We start from the raw sequence: 16,287 nt of genomic DNA, 5'->3' as shown, positions 1-16,287 counted from the left end.
TACACGATGAATATAATGGACATTATCACCGATCCAAATACAAGGTGGATATTGCTTGGCACGATGTTCCTCGGATTAAGCAGCGGGGTCATCGGCAGCTTTGCCTACCTCAGAAAGCAGTCTTTGCTTGGCGACACGCTCGCACATGCAGCGTTACCCGGTATCTGTGTCGCCTTCATGTTAACTGGAGTGAAATCCACTTCCTACTTTTTGATAGGTGCCGCCCTGGCTGGCTTAGTCGCTGTCTTCTTGATCAGTGTGCTTACGAGATACAGTAAGATCAAGCAGGATGCGGCCTTGGGAATCGTCTTAACTTCTTTCTTTGGTTTCGGAATTGTGATGCTTACGCAAATCCAGCAGAGCGAGTATGGAAACCAGAGTGGATTGGATACCTTTTTATTCGGACAGACGGCGTCAATGGTCATGTCCGATGTATATATGATGATGACGGTTTCCTTCATTCTCATTTTCACTTGTACCGTATTTTTTAAAGAATTCAAATTACTGTCCTTTGATCCCGGGTTTGCTAAGGGGATGGGATTGCCGGTGGTTTTTCTGGATTATTTCATAATGATGCTGATCGTGGCGGCTGTAGTGATCGGTATCCAGGCTGTAGGCGTCGTATTGATGGCATCTTTACTGATAACACCTGCGGTATCCGCAAGATATTGGACGGAGCGCCTGCATATCATGGTCATCCTGTCTGGTATATTCGGAATGTTGAGCGGTGTGTCTGGAACGTTGATCAGTACATCTGTCAATGATTTGCCGACAGGACCGTTAATTGTCTTATCCGCGACGGTATGGTTTTTCTTTTCCATGCTTTTTGCACCTAAACGCGGAGTGCTTTCATCTATATGGAGAAGGGTTTCGACAAAAAAGAAATATTCTCTCGAACAGGATAGAAGGAAAGGGAGCCACTCATCATGAATGATTTTTGGATTATCTTAGTCGGAGCATTAGTGGCGGGTTCTTGCAGTGTATTAGGGTGTTTTTTGATAGTCAGGAAAATGACGTTGATTGGGGATGCAATCAGTCATTCCGTTTTGCCGGGAATCGTATTGGCATTTTTAATAACCGGAACCCGTGATTCGGTTCCCATGCTTATCGGGGCTGCTGCGCTCGGCTTGCTTACCGTGTTCTTGATCCAGCTTTTCCAATCGTCGGGCGTTCAATCCGACGCTGCTATCGGGATTGTATTCACTTCCCTTTTTGCTACGGGGATCGTACTTGTGAGCTTGTACACGCAACAAATAGATTTTGACCTGGAACATGTCCTTTATGGGGAAATAGCCTATACTCCGTGGAACACGATGACAATCGGGGGAATCGAGGCTGGACCAAAAGCTGTTTGGATAGTCGGCAGTTGTTTTATCCTGAATCTCATACTGATTTTCCTGTTCTTCAAACAGTTTAAACTCGTTTCATTTGATCCAGCACTTGCTGCCGCGATGGGAATTCCTGTACTGTTCTTTCATTACTTATTGATGAGCCTCATTTCACTGACAACTGTTGCTTCTTTTGATAGTGTAGGTTCCATTTTAGTAGTTGGAATGCTCATCATACCTGCGGCAACGGCCTATCTGCTGTCAGACCGTTTAAGCCGCATGATATTGGTCAGTATCGGGGTCGGGGTGCTAAGTTCCGTCATCGGCTACTATTCAGCCACCATTTTGGATGCCTCGATATCAGGTTGCATGGTGGGGTCGGCCGCCATATTATTCGGATTGGCCTTTCTCTTCTCCCCAGGCAATGGATTGGTCAGCCTATTGCTGAAACGGAGAAAATCAAAGGAATCACACGCATAGCTCCCATGCCTGCAGGCTTCATGGAAATAACTCCATGAAGCCTGTAAACTATTCTTCTATATAGTTGTGATTTTATTTGTTTAAAGTATAATGAATAAGTGTATTTATAGATGTATCGCAGGAGCCTTTTTAAGGGAGAGTTAAGTATGGAAGAACAAAATAAATTTTCATCTCGAATAGATTTTTCTTTGGTCACAATATTGCTGTTATTATGCGTTGGAAGCTGCCTGGCAATCTATAGTGCCCAAACGACTGGACAGTACGCTGAAAACTTCTTAATTAAACAAATTTTTTGGTATATAGTGGGGATTGGAATCGTATTAGGGTTCATTACACTGGATTCGGACCAGTTGAAGAAAATCTCTTGGTACGCTTATGGCTTCGGATTATTTTTACTTTTTTTGCTGATCATTATGCCGGAAAGCATCGTTCCTGTCCGGAATGGTGCGAAAAGTTGGTTCATCATTCCGGGAATCGGTTCGATTCAGCCATCGGAGTTCATGAAGGTTTTCCTGATTTTGGCTCTAGCCAATGTCATATCGAACCATCATCTAAAAAACACGCTGAAAACGATTCAAACGGATATTTGGCTGCTTATTAAAATCGGTCTTGTGACCGGTGCGCCCTTAATGTTAATCATGCAACAGCCGGATTTGGGCACCTCGCTTGTCATCATGTCAATCATGCTCGGAATGATTTTCATATCAGGGATATCATGGAAGATCCTGCTGCCAATCGTTTCGGGAGGGATTGTCGTCGCTTCAACGGTCCTTTACTTTGTTATTTGGAAGCCGGAGATCCTGGTAAAATACTTAGGGGTAAAAACCTATCAATTCGGACGTATCTATTCTTGGCTGGATCCATATAATTATGCCAGCTCCGAAGGGTATCACCTAACAAGATCCTTACTGGCCATTGGCTCCGGTCAGACAACGGGCAAGGGAATCGGTTCGAGGGAAGTGTATTTGCCTGAGAGTCATTCGGATTTCATTTTTAGCATCATCGGTGAAGAATTCGGCTTCATCGGATCAAGTATCATCATTTCCTTGTTTTTCTTATTGATTTACCACATAACAAAAACGGGAATGGACACGAAAAATAACTTCTATACATATATCTGTGTTGGCGTTATAAGCATGTTGACGTTCCACGTTTTTCAAAATATCGGCATGACTGTAGGCCTTTTGCCGATTACGGGGATTCCGCTTCCATTTGTCAGTTATGGAGGAAGCTCGCTCATGGGGAACATGATGGCGATGGGCTTAATATTCAGCATTCGGTATCACTATAAGAAGTATATGTTTTCTACGGATATCTAATAATTAAAGCCGGCCCCCGATGGGCCGGCTTTATTTGTAGCAAAAAAACAAAAGGAGCAGTATCCACCCCCCCTGAATGTTTGTTTATTGAATGTTCGTTCCAGATGGAAATTGATTTTTATAACCGGAAAATTGTTGATGCGATTGGCTTAAGCTGGAAGCTTGCGCCTTTTCTAAACTATACCAGCCTTTTTCGAACATAAGGTTATAGAGTTCACGCTGCATCTCCTGATTTTCTTTGGAAATGGAGAAAATGTCTTGGAATAATGCTTGATTGCTCATTTCATGCAGGGCAACGGAAAGGGAGTTACAAAAGTACTTTTCAGTTGTGAGCATATCATTTATAAAATCCCTGTCATTCATTTGCGGTGTTTTTGCCACGGGAGATTCAGGGTTTTGGACTTTGTTTTCATTGGGCATCAAGAACCCTCCTTTATTGATATTGTTGTTGACTCTGATTTTGGTCCGGGTTCAAATGTTTCAAAATGGTATCGTAATGGCGTTGATGCATGAGTCCGCACCGATTTAACGCATCAATGATTTGCTGGTCCTTACATTGTGTGGCAAAAAAATGTGCTTTTTTAACCGCATTCAGATTCCATGCAAGCATATCGGTTAAGTATAAGCTATCTTTCACCGAAACCATCTCCGGCGGCTGTTTCATAAAGCCGGTCGACTGCTGTTGGCTATTAAACGAATTTTGCTGTTCCATCATTCTACCTCCTCATGTGTTCTTTAATCGGGCTTAATTTTCCCTTCATGAAATTTTTTATTCTTGATTCTAAATATCTGAAAAATGAATTAAATGGTAAAATAATCTTGTGCATCTATTTTCCAAAATGATTTGGAGGGGAATGCAGATGGAAAGGATTTTGAAAAATCTATTCCTTTTTTTATCAAAGAATAAAGCTATGACACAGGCAGCGAAAAAATACGGGCTGCGGTTTGGTGCATCTCGCTTCGTGGCAGGAGAATCCTTGGATATGGCATGTGATGTGATTGCTGAACTTAACCGGAAGGGGCTTGCTGTCACCATTGATTATTTGGGTGAATTCATTGAAGATGAACAAGAAGCAGGGAAGATGGCAGAAGAGTGCATCGAAGCCATCCGGATGATTGGCACAAATGAACTGGACTCACAGTTATCCCTGAAGCTGACCTCGATGGGCTTGGATGTGTCCGAACAAGTCGTAATGAATAACATGCGGAGAATCTTGGATGAAGCTAGAGCCCATCGAGTTTTCGTGACGCTTGATATGGAAGATTTTCCGCGCTGTCAGCCGACTTTGGATGTATTCAAAACCCTTAAGTCTGAATATAATGAATTGGGGACTGTCATTCAAGCTTATCTGTATCGTACTGAGAGGGATATTGAAGAGCTGGATGCATACCATCCGAATTTAAGGCTTGTTAAAGGGGCTTATAAAGAACCAAGGGACGTGGCTTTTCCTGAAAAAAAAGATGTGGATGAGAATTTCAAGAAAATCATCAAGAAGCATATGCAAAATGGAAATTACACAGCCGTTGCCACACATGATGATAGTATCATTGATTATACGAGGGACCTAGTCAAAGATCAGGGAATACCCCGGGATTCATTTGAATTTCAAATGTTATATGGCATCCGCACTGAAAAGCAGCTTGAACTTGCTAAAGAAGGATATAAGGTAAGGGTGTATGTTCCTTATGGTACGGATTGGTATGGATATTTCATGCGCCGCCTTGCGGAGAGGCCGGCCAATATTGCTTTCGTTTTAAAAGGCCTATTCAAGAAATAGGAAGCGAGAGCCGCCCCGGAAAAGGGACGGCTGCTCAAATCAAGAAGGATTATCTTTTGAACTGATTGTTCTGGCTGTTCACTTTATTGATTCCATGTTGACGTTCAGCGCCAGGGCCGGCATTGCCTTTAACACTTGCTGCGCTCACGGCTGCTTTAGAAGGATTATCTTTACGCTTCATTATATAAGTCACCTCCTGCCCGGTTATTTTTTACTGAACGGAGAAGAAATAACCGAAAGAATGCGGAGAAAAAAATATATTTTTTCCTGTTTAATCATTGCGGAATTTCCAAATATATTCTATATTAGTAATAAGAAAAAATATTCAAAATTTTTTTGAATTAAAAATGAATGAGCATTCATTCAATAAATTGTGTAAGGGGGATATAAACTTGGTTCGACAAATACGAAAGGCTGCTGTTCTAGGGTCAGGAGTTATGGGATCAGGGATTGCTGCACACCTTGCTAACATCGGCATTCCGACTTTATTATTGGATATTGTACCTCGTGAACTCACTGAGGATGAAAAGAAAAAGGGACTGACATTAGATAATAAACAAGTGCGTAACCGCATCAGCCAAACGGCGATTACGAAACTTTTAAAACAGAAACCAGCTCCGCTTTCGGCTAAGGGAAACATCGCGTTGATCGAGGCTGGAAACCTGGAAGATGATATAAGTCGTTTAAAGGATGTCGATTGGATCATCGAAGTGGTCGTTGAGAAGCTTGAGGTTAAGCAAAGCGTATTCGCCCAGGTTGATCAGCATCGTAAACCAGGAAGCATCGTTTCATCGAATACATCCGGAATTTCAATCGAAGCGATGGCAGAAGGACGTTCGGAGGACTTTCAAAAGCACTTCCTGGGAACTCACTTCTTCAATCCGCCGCGTTATCTTAAATTGTTGGAAATCATCCCTACTAAGGCAACTTCACCAGAAGTGCTCGAATATATGAAACGATTTGGCGAAGATGTTCTTGGAAAAGGTGTTGTCGAAGCCAAGGATACCCCCAACTTCATCGCAAACCGCATTGGAACTTATGGTTTATTGGTCACTTTGCGGGAAATGCAAAAAGGCGGATACAGTGTCGGTGAGGTCGATTCGGTTACAGGTCCGTTGATTGGAAGGGCAACTAGCGCCACTTTCCGGACACTTGATGTCGTTGGATTGGATACCTTTGCACATGTTGCCAGAAACGTTTATGACCAGGTGGACGGAGAAGAAAAAGAAGTTTTCAAGATACCTGATTTCATGAATGAAATGCTTAAGAATGGGTGGCTTGGAAGCAAGTCAGGACAAGGATTCTTCTTGAAAAAAGGCAAGGAAATCCTTGAACTGAATCCCGAAACCCTTGAATATGCTGCACGAAAAAGATTAAAAACGCCTTCCATCGAAATGGCTAAACAGGCCAAGGGCTTGGATAATAAAATGAAAGCGCTTGTTTATAGCGAAGACCGTGCCGGCCAATTGCTATGGAATGTCCTGAATCCGGCGCTTGTGTATTCTGCCCAGCTGCTTGGGGATATCGCGGATGACATCGTGGCGATCGATCAAGCGATGAAATGGGGATTTGGATGGTCCACAGGCCCATTTGAAACCTGGGATGCGATAGGTGTAGAAAAATCGGCAGCCCGAATGGAAGCGGAAGGCATCACCGTTCCGCAATGGGTGAAGGATATGCTCGCTAAAGGCATCACGTCCTTCTATAAAGAAGAAAATGGCATAGTTCACTATTATGATAATGGTGAATATAAAGAGCTTGTCGAAAATCCTAAAGTGATCAATCTTAAAGCGATCAAGAAGCAAAAAGGCGTAATCAAGAAAAACAGTGGCGCAAGCTTGATCGATATCGGCGATGGAGTGGCTCTGCTTGAATTCACTTCGCCGAATAATGCAATCGGTCTGGATATCATACAAATGATCAATGCCGCGGTTGACGAAGCGGAAACGAATTTTAAAGGCCTGGTCATCGGAAACCAAGGAAAGAATTTCTGTGTCGGAGCTAATATTGCAATGATGCTGATGGAAGCGCAGGATGACAATATTTTTGAACTCGATATGGTCATCAGCCAATTCCAACAGGCGATGCTTAAAATTAAGTACAGTGCAGTTCCTGTAGTGGTTGCCCCGTTTAATATGACACTTGGCGGGGGTGCTGAAGTGTCCCTTCCGGCAGCGCGCATCCAGGCAACGACTGAAACGTATATGGGACTGGTGGAACCTGGTGTCGGCTTGATCCCAGGCGGCGGCGGGACTAAAGAACTTTATGTGAAGACGTTGAGGAATATGCCGAAGGGCGTTGACTTCGACTTACAGAAAGTGGCCAACCAAGTATTTGAAACGGTCGCCATGGCAAAAGTTTCGACCTCCGCCGAGGAAGCGAGAGGTAATAATTTCCTTGATTCAGCTGATGGAATAAGCGTGAATGCAGATCATCAGCTATATGATGCGAAACAGGCGGTACTTTCCATGCATGAACAAGGCTATACCGCTCCAGCACGCACAAAGATCCCTGTCGTAGGTGAAACTGGATATGCCGCACTGCTATTAGGGGCGGAATCCATGCGCCTTTCAGGATTCTTATCTGAACATGATCTTGTCATAGCCAAAGAGCTGGCATACGTCCTGGCAGGGGGGAAACTCCCATTTGGCACGGAAGTAGATGAACAGTATATCTTGAACCTGGAAAAACAGGCATTCCTAAAACTGATTTCGACTCCGAAATCCCAGGCAAGGATGCAGCACATGCTCGTTAAAGGTAAACCACTCCGTAATTGATGAATAGATGAAGATATGGCCAAAACGAGATCAATAGATCGATAGCTTAAAAATGAGTAAGGGGGATCCTCATGAAAGAAGCGGTAATAGTAGCTGGAGCAAGGACTCCGGTAGGAAGAGCGAAAAAAGGTTCTCTTGCTAGTGTACGCCCTGATGATTTAGGGGCTCTTGTCGTAAAGGAAACGTTAAAGCGTGCAGGGAATTATGAAGGAACGATAGATGACCTGATTATCGGTTGTGCAATGCCTGAAGCGGAACAAGGCTTGAACATGGCGCGTAACATTGGAGCATTGGCAGGATTGCCTTATACAGTACCGGCCATAACGATTAATCGTTACTGTTCAAGCGGGCTGCAAAGTATCGCATATGGAGCGGAAAGGATCATGCTCGGCCAAAGTGATACAGTCATTGCAGGCGGAGCGGAATCCATGAGCCTTTTGCCAATGATGGGCCATGTAACACGACCGAACGCGAGACTTGCGGAAACGGCACCGGAATATTATATGGGGATGGGTCACACTGCTGAAGCCGTTGCCAAGAAATACGGCATTTCCCGTGACGATCAAGATGCATTTTCTGTTAGAAGTCATCAGAAGGCGGCTAAGGCCATTGCAGAAGGAAAGTTTTCCGATGAAATCGTACCGGTTGACGTTACCCTTCGTTCAGTGGGGCCAGATCTTAAGTTAAAGGAAAAATCATTTACTTTTACACAGGATGAGGGCGTTCGTCCAGGAACGACTGCTGAAGTGCTGAAAAAATTAAGACCTGCATTCTCCGTTACGGGATCCGTAACAGCAGGGAATTCATCACAGACGAGTGATGGTGCAGCCGCGGTCATGGTCATGGACGGGGAAAAGGCTTCTTCCTTGGGGATGAAACCGATGGGTAAGTTCCGTTCCTTTGCTGTAGCAGGAGTACCGCCTGAAATTATGGGCATCGGACCGATTGCAGCCATACCTAAAGCTTTGAAGCTAGCGGGTCTTGAATTATCGGATATTGGTTTATTTGAATTGAATGAAGCCTTTGCTTCCCAATCCATTCAAATCATTCGTGAGCTCGGATTGAATGAAGAGATTGTCAATGTAAATGGCGGAGCCATCGCCCTAGGCCATCCACTAGGATGTTCGGGAGCGAAATTGACATTAAGCCTGCTTCATGAAATGAAGCGCAGAAACCAACAGTTCGGAGTCGTGACAATGTGTATCGGCGGCGGGATGGGTGCTGCCGGAGTGTTTGAATTAATGGCGTAATCCGACCCCTTCCGGAAGCTGTCATGCTTCCGGCGGGTTTACTATCTTAAACACATAGGAGGAAATAACATGTCAAATCAAACTACAGATAACCTCATTAAAGGCGGGGCCTTCTTAATAGAAGATATTACGTATGATCAAGTGTTTACACCGGAAGATTATTCTGATGAGCATAAAATGATTGCCAAAACTTCCGAGGAATTCGTAGTGAATGAAATTCTGCCGCAGGTTGAACATTTAGAAAACCATGAGTTTGACCGTTCCGTTAAATTACTGAAGCATGCAGGTGAAATCGGTTTACTTGGTGCTGATGTCCCTGAGGAATACAGCGGATTGGGTCTCGATAAAATCAGTTCGGCATTGATTACGGAAAAAATGGCACTTGCAGGCGGTTTCGGAATTACGCATGGTGCACATGTAGGTATCGGCTCTTTGCCAATCGTATTATTCGGGAATGAAGACCAAAAGAAAAAATACCTTCCTTTACTAGCAACGGGTGAGAAGATTGCTGCGTATGCCTTAACGGAACCAAGCTCAGGTTCAGATGCCTTGGGAGCAAAAACGACAGCGAAATTGAATGCAGAAGGAACACACTATATTTTAAATGGTGAAAAACAATGGATTACAAATGCAGGTTTTGCAGATGTCTTCTGTGTATACGCCAAAATCGACGGCGAACAATTCTCCGCTTTCATTGTTGAGCGTGATTATAAAGGCGTATCAACTGGGGCTGAAGAAAAGAAAATGGGGATCAAAAGCTCATCTACACGTACTTTAATCCTCGAAGATGTCCATGTACCAGTCGAAAACCTTTTGGGTGTAGCCGGAAAAGGTCATATCATCGCTTTCAATATCCTGAATATCGGCCGCTATAAATTAGGCGTCGGTGCTGTCGGCGGATCTAAACGTGCCCTTGAGATTACAGCTGCTTATACGAATCAACGTCAACAGTTCAAAACGAAAATTTCCGATTTTAACTTGACGAAAGAAAAACTTGCAACAATGGCAGCTAAAATTTATGCAGCAGAAAGTTCTGTATATCGTACGGTTGGCCTTTATGATCAAAGACAAAGCAAATTGACGGATGAGCAAGTGAAAGATGGGAAATCAATGGCGGCTGCAATCGCTGAGTATGCCATCGAATGTTCATTGAATAAATTCTTTGCTTCCGAAGTATTGGATTACGTTACGGACGAAGGCGTACAGCTTCATGGCGGTTACGGTTTCATGCAGGAGTATGAAATTGAAAAAGCATATCGCGATTCCCGTATTAACCGAATATTTGAAGGTACAAATGAAATCAATAGATTGCTTGTCCCGGGAACATTCCTAAAGAAAGCACTTAAAGGGGAGTTGCCGCTACTTCAAAAAGCTCAAGGCCTGCAAGAGGAATTAATGATGATGATGCCGGAAGAACCTGGCGATGAGCCACTGGCACAAGAAAAAATGCTTGTTAGGAACGCTAAGAAAATCGGTATTCTGGCAGCTGGGCTTGCGGCACAGAAATACGGAAAAAATCTTGATCAAGAACAAGAAATCCTCTCCAACATTGCTGATATCGCATCCCTTGCCTATGCAGCTGAATCCGTGGTATTGCGTACGGAAAAAGCAATTGCAGCTACAGGTCTTGAGAAGAACAAACAAAAAGTGCTTTACACTGAAATCTTCGTTCAGGAAGCTTTCAATGAAATAGAACAGCATGCAAAGGAAACGTTAATTGCGGTGGAAACAGGCGATACTCTTCGCATCATGCTTTCGTCGCTCCGTAAGCTGACAAGACACACTCCGATCAATGTCATTGCGAAAAAACGCGAAGCATCCGTCAAAGTAATCGAAACGGAAAAATATGCTCTTTAAGCAATGAGTCAGAATCCGTAAAGGGAATGCCCGTAAAGGCATTCCCTTTATTTCCTTTGATGAAATCGCATTGGAAATTCAAAAGACATTTCGTTGTATTGCGTGGTAAAAACGGGTATTCTATTGATAGGTGGTGAAATGATGGGCTTAACATTATATTGGTACCCAAAATGCGGTACATGCCGTAATGCGAAGAAGTGGCTGGATAATCATGAACTGCAATATGAAGCGATCCATATAGCGGATAATCCCCCTTCGCGAACTGAAATAGAACAACTATATAAAAACAGCAATTTGGAGTTGAAGAAGTTTTTCAATACTAGCGGTCAAAAATATCGGGAGCTGGGCTTAAAGGATAAGCTGAAAGAAGCTTCTGAAGCAGAGATGCTTGATATATTGTCCACAGATGGAATGCTTCTGAAAAGGCCGATTGTTACGGATGGCACCAAAGTGACGGTAGGATTCAAAGAAGAGCAATTCGAACAGGTTTGGAACTGAAATTTCACAAAATATTTGGTTAATTCCTTACTTAAACAAACAATCTACCTTATAATGGAATAGATAAAATAAGATGTACATATGGAGGGTTAATTATGACAACAACACCAAAAGAACTTCGTTACACTAAAGAACATGAATGGGTCAAAACGGAAGATGGAACAGTGCGCATTGGAATTACGGCATTCGCACAGTCCGAGCTAGGGGACATCGTATTCGTTGAGCTTCCGGAAATCGGCGATGAATTGAAAGCGAACGAACCATTTGGAAGCGTTGAATCCGTTAAGACCGTTTCTGAACTTTATGCACCTATCAGTGGCAAGGTTGTTGAAGTGAACGAAGATTTAAGTGACAACCCTGAATATGTAAATGAGTCTCCTTATGAAAAGGCATGGATGGTCGTGCTTGAACCATCTAATAGCAGTGATATTGAAAACTTGATGAGCGCTGAAGAGTATGAGAGTTTAATCAACGGTTAAAAAGAAACGAGAGGGGGGACTGAAAAGGCCTGCTCTCTTTTTCATTTGTACAGTGGGTGAGTTGCGCACATAATTCGTGAGATGGAGTGATGACATGGAGTGGGGCGAATTCGATAAAGTGATCATTGTAGAAGGCAGTTCCGATAAAAGAAAAGTTGCCTCCGTTTTAAATGAAGATGTGGAAATAAGATGTACGAATGGGACCATATCATTAACTAAGCTGGATGAATTAGTGGATGAATTGATGGACCGTGATGTTTATCTCCTTTTTGACGCAGATGAATCAGGAGAAAAGCTGCGGAAGCAGTTCCGAAGGGAAATGCCGGAAGCGAACCACCTGTATATTAATAAAATGTACAAAGAAGTGGAGAGCTCACCCGAACATCATATCGCAACTGTGCTCCTATCTGCCAATATGAATGTGAAAATGAAATTTTTAAGTCAAAGGGTGAACGACTAATTGATGCAGGAATGGAAAGAAGAAGAGTGTAAGCTTGCTGTTGAAAATGGGGAAACTTTTTGCTTATATTTATATACACCTTTATGCGGAACCTGTCAGGTGGCCTCCAAGATGCTGACGATATCCTTGGAGCTTTTCCCCGAATTGAAGGCAGGCAAAATGAATATGAACTATATCCAAGCAATTGCCGAATCATATGAAATCGAAAGTGTTCCTTGCTTATTGCTTTTCAAAGAAGGGCAGCTGCACAAAAAAATATATGCCTTTCAATCCGTTCCTAATTTGTACGGATTGCTTAAGGAAATCAGTTAGGAAACCAATCAGAACCGCGGTTGGTTTTCTTTGTTGCTGACATTTGAATGAGAGCAGGAAATAAACAAAGAATATTCTAACAATTCATTGACTGATTTAATCTAAAATGCTATATTTTGAATTAAGTAATGGCAGAATTTAATAGTTCTTATCAAGAGTGGCGGAGGGACTGGCCCGACGAAGCCCGGCAACCGGTATAAATTTTTATATACGGTGCTAATTCCAGCAGAGTGTTGGCTCTGGTAGATGAGGTGTGTTCTTGAAACCTCTTCTTATAGAAGTGGTTTTTTTGTTTATAAAAAGCCAGATTTCATATAAATCCAACTAAATCCATAGAAAAAAGGTGAAATTATATGTCAGAGAAAAAGTTGCGTTTCGAAACATTGAGTGTTCATGGCGGTCTGCAAGCTGATGAAACAGGTGTCCGTGCCGTTCCTATCTACCAAAGCAATGCATACTTGTTCAAGGACACCGACCATGCAGCAAATTTATTTGGCCTGAAGGAGAATGGCTATATATATTCACGGCTTCATAATCCCACGGTCAGCGTTTTTGAGGAAAGAATGGCCTTATTGGAAGGCGGTATCGGCGGATTGGCAACGGCAAGCGGAATGGCTGCCATCTCACTTTCAATCCTGAATATTGCTGCTGCAGGGGATGAGATTGTTTCAGCCTCTACATTATATGGCGGTACGTATAACCTTTTCGAAAACACTCTTCCTAAATATGGGATCAAAGTGAAGTTCGTTTCTCCCGATGACCCTGAGAATTTCAAAAGGGCGATTACACCAAGAACTAAAGCCATTTTTGCTGAAACGATCGGAAATCCAAGTTTGAGGGTGCTCGATATTGAAGCGGTAGCGGAAATCGCCCACGAAGCCGGCATACCTTTAATCATTGATAATACCTTCGCGACACCGTATCTTTGCAGACCAATTGATTTTGGAGCGGATATTGTCATCCATTCCGCTACAAAATGGCTTCTTGGAAATGGAACGACGCTAGGCGGTGTCATCGTGGATGGAGGGAAATTCGATTGGAACTCGCCGAACTATCCTGGCTTCACGGAGCCTGACCCAAGTTACGACGGTCTGGTATACGCCGAGGCAGTTGGCCCTGCCGCATTCATAACGAAAGCCCGGGTCCAGTTACTACGTGATTTGGGCCCTGCGCTAAGTGCCCAAAGTGCATTCCAGTTTACGCTTGGACTTGAAACGCTGCATGTAAGGATGAAAGAGCATCTATCAAACACCAAGTCTGTCATCCAATATTTAAAAAACCATCCTGCCGTGACCTGGGTTTCACATCCTGGTGATGAGGATCATCCCGATAAAGCCCTTGCGGATAAATATTTGCCAAAGGGAGCTGGAGCTGTCGTGACATTTGGGATTCAAGGTAATCGCGAAGCTGGGGCAAAACTTATCAATTCGGTGGAATTATGGTCCCATGTGGCGAATGTAGGGGATGCGAAGAGCTTGATCATCCACCCAGCAAGTACGACCCATCAACAATTGAATGAGGCGGGTCTTGCGAAAGCGGGTGTAGGTGCCGATCAAGTCCGTTTATCGATTGGGATTGAAAATGTAGACGACTTAATAGAAGATTTGGAGCAGGCAATTGAAAAGGCGACGAAAATCGTCTCCTTGACTTCCAAAACGCTTTAAGCAAAGTTCCTGTTCATTCTTGTACTAGAAATAATATACATTGCGCTCCTTTTTTATCTATGATAAAATTTCTCCATACTAAAGAACTTAATGATGTACAAATATTCTATATATTAGCTCTTATCAAGAGAGGTGGAGGGATGTGCCCGATGAAACCCGGCAACCGACAAGGAGATTTCCTTGGAAAGGTGCCAATTCACACAAAGTTTAATCACTTTGGAAGATGAGAGGAAGGCCTGTTTCTTCACCTGCCTTTCTGCTCATGCAGAAAGGTTTTTTCTATTTTAATTGGGAAAACTTTTACATGATAGGAGAAACAGACTAATAATGTAGAGAAATCAACTAAGTTCATAGGTTTTATTGGATAAAAGAGGTGAGGGTTAATGATTACATTGACGAAAGTCAGTAAGCTGTTCCGAACAGGAAAAGGAAACAGTGAGACGATCAAGGCTGTAAATAATGTGAATGTTGAAATAAATAAAGGCGAGATTTTCGGGATCATCGGTTACAGTGGAGCGGGGAAAAGTACTTTGATCAGAATGCTCAATGGATTGGAAACACCGACAGAGGGATCCGTTGTGGTGGCTGAAAAGGAAATTTCAAAAATTAAAGGGGCTCAGCTCCGTAAGGCCCGTCAAGAAATCAGCATGATTTTCCAGCATTTCAATCTATTATGGTCAAGGACCGTTCAGGAGAATATATCTTTCCCGTTGGAAATTGCAGGTATTTCTAAACCTGAACGCACCAAGCGTGTGAACGAATTGATCAAGTTAGTCGGACTTGAAGGCAGGGAAAAGGCCTATCCTTCGCAATTAAGCGGAGGGCAAAAGCAAAGGGTGGGAATAGCCAGGGCTCTGGCAAATGACCCTAAAGTGCTGCTGTGTGATGAAGCGACTTCTGCATTGGATCCGCAGACTACCGACTCCATACTCGAATTGCTTGTTGACATCAATCAGCGTTTGGGATTGACGATCGTCTTGATTACGCATGAAATGCATGTAATACGTAAAATCTGCCATCGCGTCGCCGTGATGGAAAGCGGGCAGGTTGTTGAACAGGGTCCTGTCCTGGATGTCTTCAAGAATCCTAAAGAACAAATGACGAAGCGTTTCGTGCAACAGGTAACGGAACCGGAAGAAACGAAAGAAACGATGGACCATTTGCTCGAACGCTATCCAGCAGGCAAAGTGATTCAATTGACCTTTGTAGGTGATCATGCAGAAAGCCCATTGATCACCAAGCTTGTACGTAACTTCGAGTTGGATGTCAATATCGTTCAAGGTAAGATATCCCAAACAAGAAGCGGTTCATATGGAACATTGTTTATCCATCTAGATGGCAAAGAGGATGAAATGCTCCGCGCAATCGAATTCATTAGAGCACAGCAGGTAGGCGTGGAGGTGATTACTCATGCTTGAAGAATTATTGCCGAATGTTGATTGGGAAGACATCATTGAAGCTACGAAAGAAACGCTTTACATGACAAGCGTCTCTGTAGTGGCAACCTTTTTTATAGGCATAATACTAGGATTGATCCTTTTCCTGACAGGAAAGGGTAATATGTGGCAAAACCGGGCTGTTAACGGAGTCATGAGTGCTGTCGTCAATATATTCCGTTCCATTCCATTTCTTATTTTGATCGTGCTGCTCATTCCTTTCACTAAAGCGCTTGTCGGTTCCATGATCGGTGAGAATGCTGCACTGCCGGCACTTATTATCGGTGCTGCCCCATTTTATGCGCGTATGGTTGAAATCGGCCTTCGTGAAATCGATAAAGGTGTAATTGAAGCCGCTAAATCGATGGGGGCAAAAACGAGCACGATCATTTGGAAGGTCCTTCTTCCAGAGTCGATGCCTGCCCTTATTTCCGGGATTACGGTAACATCGATTGCATTGGTTGGATATACCGCAATGGCCGGGGTCATCGGCGCTGGGGGGCTTGGTAATCTAGCCTATTTGGACGGCTATCAAAGAAATCAAAATGACGTTACGCTTGTAGCGACAATCGTTATTCTAATTATCGTCTTCATAATTCAAATTATTGGAGATGTGATTACATCTAAATTGGACAAAAGATAAAGGGAG

Annotated in this window: 17 protein-coding genes and 2 riboswitches; of the genes, 14 read left to right on the top strand and 3 right to left on the bottom strand. The window is 43.3% G+C overall.

Translation table 11 applies throughout. The annotated features are described in order from the left end of the window. Positions 1-6 precede the first annotated feature (6 nt). The 3 genes from ACJ9PY_RS24930 (at position 7) to ACJ9PY_RS24920 (ending at position 3,127) form a co-directional block, all read left to right on the top strand. Complete coding sequence (locus tag ACJ9PY_RS24930) at positions 7-930, top strand: metal ABC transporter permease (RefSeq protein ID WP_411739214.1); 924 nt, start codon at positions 7-9, stop codon at positions 928-930. Next, positions 927-1,808 carry a metal ABC transporter permease gene (locus ACJ9PY_RS24925; protein WP_034310101.1) on the top strand — a complete coding sequence of 294 codons (882 nt, stop codon included), beginning with the start codon at positions 927-929 and terminating at the stop codon, positions 1,806-1,808. Before ACJ9PY_RS24930 ends, ACJ9PY_RS24925 begins: the two co-directional genes overlap by 4 nt. Positions 1,809-1,954: 146 nt before the next feature. Next, on the top strand, positions 1,955-3,127 hold the full coding sequence (locus ACJ9PY_RS24920; RefSeq protein WP_063574744.1) for an FtsW/RodA/SpoVE family cell cycle protein: 1,173 nt from the start codon (positions 1,955-1,957) through the stop codon (positions 3,125-3,127). Between the two features lie 84 nt (positions 3,128-3,211). Here ACJ9PY_RS24920 and ACJ9PY_RS24915 read toward each other — a convergent pair whose 3' ends face one another. Both ACJ9PY_RS24915 and ACJ9PY_RS24910 read right to left on the bottom strand, forming a co-directional pair. Further along, entirely contained in the window at positions 3,212-3,547 is a 336-nt protein-coding gene (locus ACJ9PY_RS24915) for a spore coat protein (protein ID WP_063574745.1), read from the bottom strand. Between the two features lie 13 nt (positions 3,548-3,560). Beyond that, the gene (locus ACJ9PY_RS24910; protein WP_411739213.1) at positions 3,561-3,842 is read right to left on the bottom strand and encodes a hypothetical protein; all 282 of its coding nucleotides are present in this window, start codon (positions 3,840-3,842) and stop codon (positions 3,561-3,563) included. Positions 3,843-3,987: 145 nt separating this feature from the next. On the opposite strand from ACJ9PY_RS24910, the gene ACJ9PY_RS24905 reads away from it, so the two are divergent. Beyond that, positions 3,988-4,905 (top strand): proline dehydrogenase, encoded by a 918-nt coding sequence (locus ACJ9PY_RS24905; RefSeq protein ID WP_328177766.1) that lies wholly within the window; start codon positions 3,988-3,990, stop codon positions 4,903-4,905. 49 nt (positions 4,906-4,954) lie between these two features. Here ACJ9PY_RS24905 and ACJ9PY_RS24900 read toward each other — a convergent pair whose 3' ends face one another. Continuing rightward, complete coding sequence (locus ACJ9PY_RS24900; RefSeq protein WP_072273724.1) at positions 4,955-5,089, bottom strand: YuzL family protein; 135 nt, start codon at positions 5,087-5,089, stop codon at positions 4,955-4,957. 208 nt (positions 5,090-5,297) lie between these two features. Between ACJ9PY_RS24900 and ACJ9PY_RS24895 the strand changes: the two genes are divergently transcribed. The 10 genes from ACJ9PY_RS24895 to ACJ9PY_RS24850 all read left to right on the top strand — a co-directional run bounded on the left by ACJ9PY_RS24895 (position 5,298) and on the right by ACJ9PY_RS24850 (position 16,281). After that, the gene (locus ACJ9PY_RS24895) at positions 5,298-7,682 is read left to right on the top strand and encodes a 3-hydroxyacyl-CoA dehydrogenase/enoyl-CoA hydratase family protein (protein ID WP_063574747.1); all 2,385 of its coding nucleotides are present in this window, start codon (positions 5,298-5,300) and stop codon (positions 7,680-7,682) included. 71 nt (positions 7,683-7,753) lie between these two features. After that, positions 7,754-8,932, top strand: coding sequence for an acetyl-CoA C-acetyltransferase (locus ACJ9PY_RS24890; RefSeq protein WP_048688201.1), 1,179 nt, complete (start codon positions 7,754-7,756; stop codon positions 8,930-8,932). Positions 8,933-9,001: 69 nt separating this feature from the next. Beyond that, positions 9,002-10,789 (top strand): acyl-CoA dehydrogenase family protein, encoded by a 1,788-nt coding sequence (locus ACJ9PY_RS24885; RefSeq protein WP_057278067.1) that lies wholly within the window; start codon positions 9,002-9,004, stop codon positions 10,787-10,789. A 141-nt stretch (positions 10,790-10,930) separates the two neighbouring features. Next, positions 10,931-11,287 (top strand): arsenate reductase family protein, encoded by a 357-nt coding sequence (locus ACJ9PY_RS24880; protein WP_034310119.1) that lies wholly within the window; start codon positions 10,931-10,933, stop codon positions 11,285-11,287. A gap of 95 nt (positions 11,288-11,382) precedes the next feature. Next, positions 11,383-11,766 (top strand): glycine cleavage system protein GcvH, encoded by a 384-nt coding sequence (gene gcvH / locus ACJ9PY_RS24875; protein WP_034310122.1) that lies wholly within the window; start codon positions 11,383-11,385, stop codon positions 11,764-11,766. 94 nt (positions 11,767-11,860) lie between these two features. Beyond that, positions 11,861-12,226, top strand: coding sequence for a toprim domain-containing protein (locus ACJ9PY_RS24870; RefSeq protein ID WP_057278065.1), 366 nt, complete (start codon positions 11,861-11,863; stop codon positions 12,224-12,226). Between the two features lie 3 nt (positions 12,227-12,229). Then, positions 12,230-12,538 carry a thioredoxin family protein gene (locus ACJ9PY_RS24865; RefSeq protein WP_411740331.1) on the top strand — a complete coding sequence of 103 codons (309 nt, stop codon included), beginning with the start codon at positions 12,230-12,232 and terminating at the stop codon, positions 12,536-12,538. 145 nt (positions 12,539-12,683) lie between these two features. Further along, a riboswitch (SAM riboswitch) is annotated at positions 12,684-12,791 on the top strand. A gap of 100 nt (positions 12,792-12,891) precedes the next feature. Then, the gene (locus tag ACJ9PY_RS24860) at positions 12,892-14,202 is read left to right on the top strand and encodes an O-acetylhomoserine aminocarboxypropyltransferase/cysteine synthase family protein (protein WP_239859716.1); all 1,311 of its coding nucleotides are present in this window, start codon (positions 12,892-12,894) and stop codon (positions 14,200-14,202) included. Positions 14,203-14,319: 117 nt separating this feature from the next. Next, positions 14,320-14,432, top strand: a riboswitch (SAM riboswitch). Positions 14,433-14,585: 153 nt separating this feature from the next. Continuing rightward, the gene (locus ACJ9PY_RS24855) at positions 14,586-15,620 is read left to right on the top strand and encodes a methionine ABC transporter ATP-binding protein (RefSeq protein WP_057278064.1); all 1,035 of its coding nucleotides are present in this window, start codon (positions 14,586-14,588) and stop codon (positions 15,618-15,620) included. Further along, complete coding sequence (locus tag ACJ9PY_RS24850) at positions 15,613-16,281, top strand: methionine ABC transporter permease (protein WP_034310130.1); 669 nt, start codon at positions 15,613-15,615, stop codon at positions 16,279-16,281. The genes ACJ9PY_RS24855 and ACJ9PY_RS24850 overlap by 8 nt, the downstream gene beginning before the upstream one ends. Positions 16,282-16,287: the final 6 nt, after the last annotated feature.

The sequence above is a fragment of the Peribacillus sp. S4 genome (genome assembly GCF_046715815.1).
In the GTDB taxonomy this organism is placed as follows: domain Bacteria; phylum Bacillota; class Bacilli; order Bacillales; family DSM-1321; genus Peribacillus; species Peribacillus frigoritolerans.
The sequence above is the reverse complement of the archived record's forward strand: the minus strand, read 5'-3'. Positions and strand labels throughout refer to the sequence as shown.

Coding starts and splice junctions, on each gene's coding strand:
- ACJ9PY_RS24890 (WP_048688201.1), top strand. CDS start 7,754: ATGAAAGAAGCGGTAATAGTAGCTGGAGCAAGGACTCCGGTAGGAAGA.
- ACJ9PY_RS24870 (WP_057278065.1), top strand. CDS start 11,861: ATGGAGTGGGGCGAATTCGATAAAGTGATCATTGTAGAAGGCAGTTCC.
- ACJ9PY_RS24920 (WP_063574744.1), top strand. CDS start 1,955: ATGGAAGAACAAAATAAATTTTCATCTCGAATAGATTTTTCTTTGGTC.
- ACJ9PY_RS24880 (WP_034310119.1), top strand. CDS start 10,931: ATGGGCTTAACATTATATTGGTACCCAAAATGCGGTACATGCCGTAAT.
- ACJ9PY_RS24905 (WP_328177766.1), top strand. CDS start 3,988: ATGGAAAGGATTTTGAAAAATCTATTCCTTTTTTTATCAAAGAATAAA.
- ACJ9PY_RS24855 (WP_057278064.1), top strand. CDS start 14,586: ATGATTACATTGACGAAAGTCAGTAAGCTGTTCCGAACAGGAAAAGGA.
- ACJ9PY_RS24930 (WP_411739214.1), top strand. CDS start 7: ATGAATATAATGGACATTATCACCGATCCAAATACAAGGTGGATATTG.
- ACJ9PY_RS24860 (WP_239859716.1), top strand. CDS start 12,892: ATGTCAGAGAAAAAGTTGCGTTTCGAAACATTGAGTGTTCATGGCGGT.
- ACJ9PY_RS24915 (WP_063574745.1), bottom strand. CDS start 3,547: ATGCCCAATGAAAACAAAGTCCAAAACCCTGAATCTCCCGTGGCAAAA.
- ACJ9PY_RS24910 (WP_411739213.1), bottom strand. CDS start 3,842: ATGATGGAACAGCAAAATTCGTTTAATAGCCAACAGCAGTCGACCGGC.
- ACJ9PY_RS24865 (WP_411740331.1), top strand. CDS start 12,230: ATGCAGGAATGGAAAGAAGAAGAGTGTAAGCTTGCTGTTGAAAATGGG.
- ACJ9PY_RS24925 (WP_034310101.1), top strand. CDS start 927: ATGAATGATTTTTGGATTATCTTAGTCGGAGCATTAGTGGCGGGTTCT.
- gcvH (WP_034310122.1), top strand. CDS start 11,383: ATGACAACAACACCAAAAGAACTTCGTTACACTAAAGAACATGAATGG.
- ACJ9PY_RS24885 (WP_057278067.1), top strand. CDS start 9,002: ATGTCAAATCAAACTACAGATAACCTCATTAAAGGCGGGGCCTTCTTA.
- ACJ9PY_RS24850 (WP_034310130.1), top strand. CDS start 15,613: ATGCTTGAAGAATTATTGCCGAATGTTGATTGGGAAGACATCATTGAA.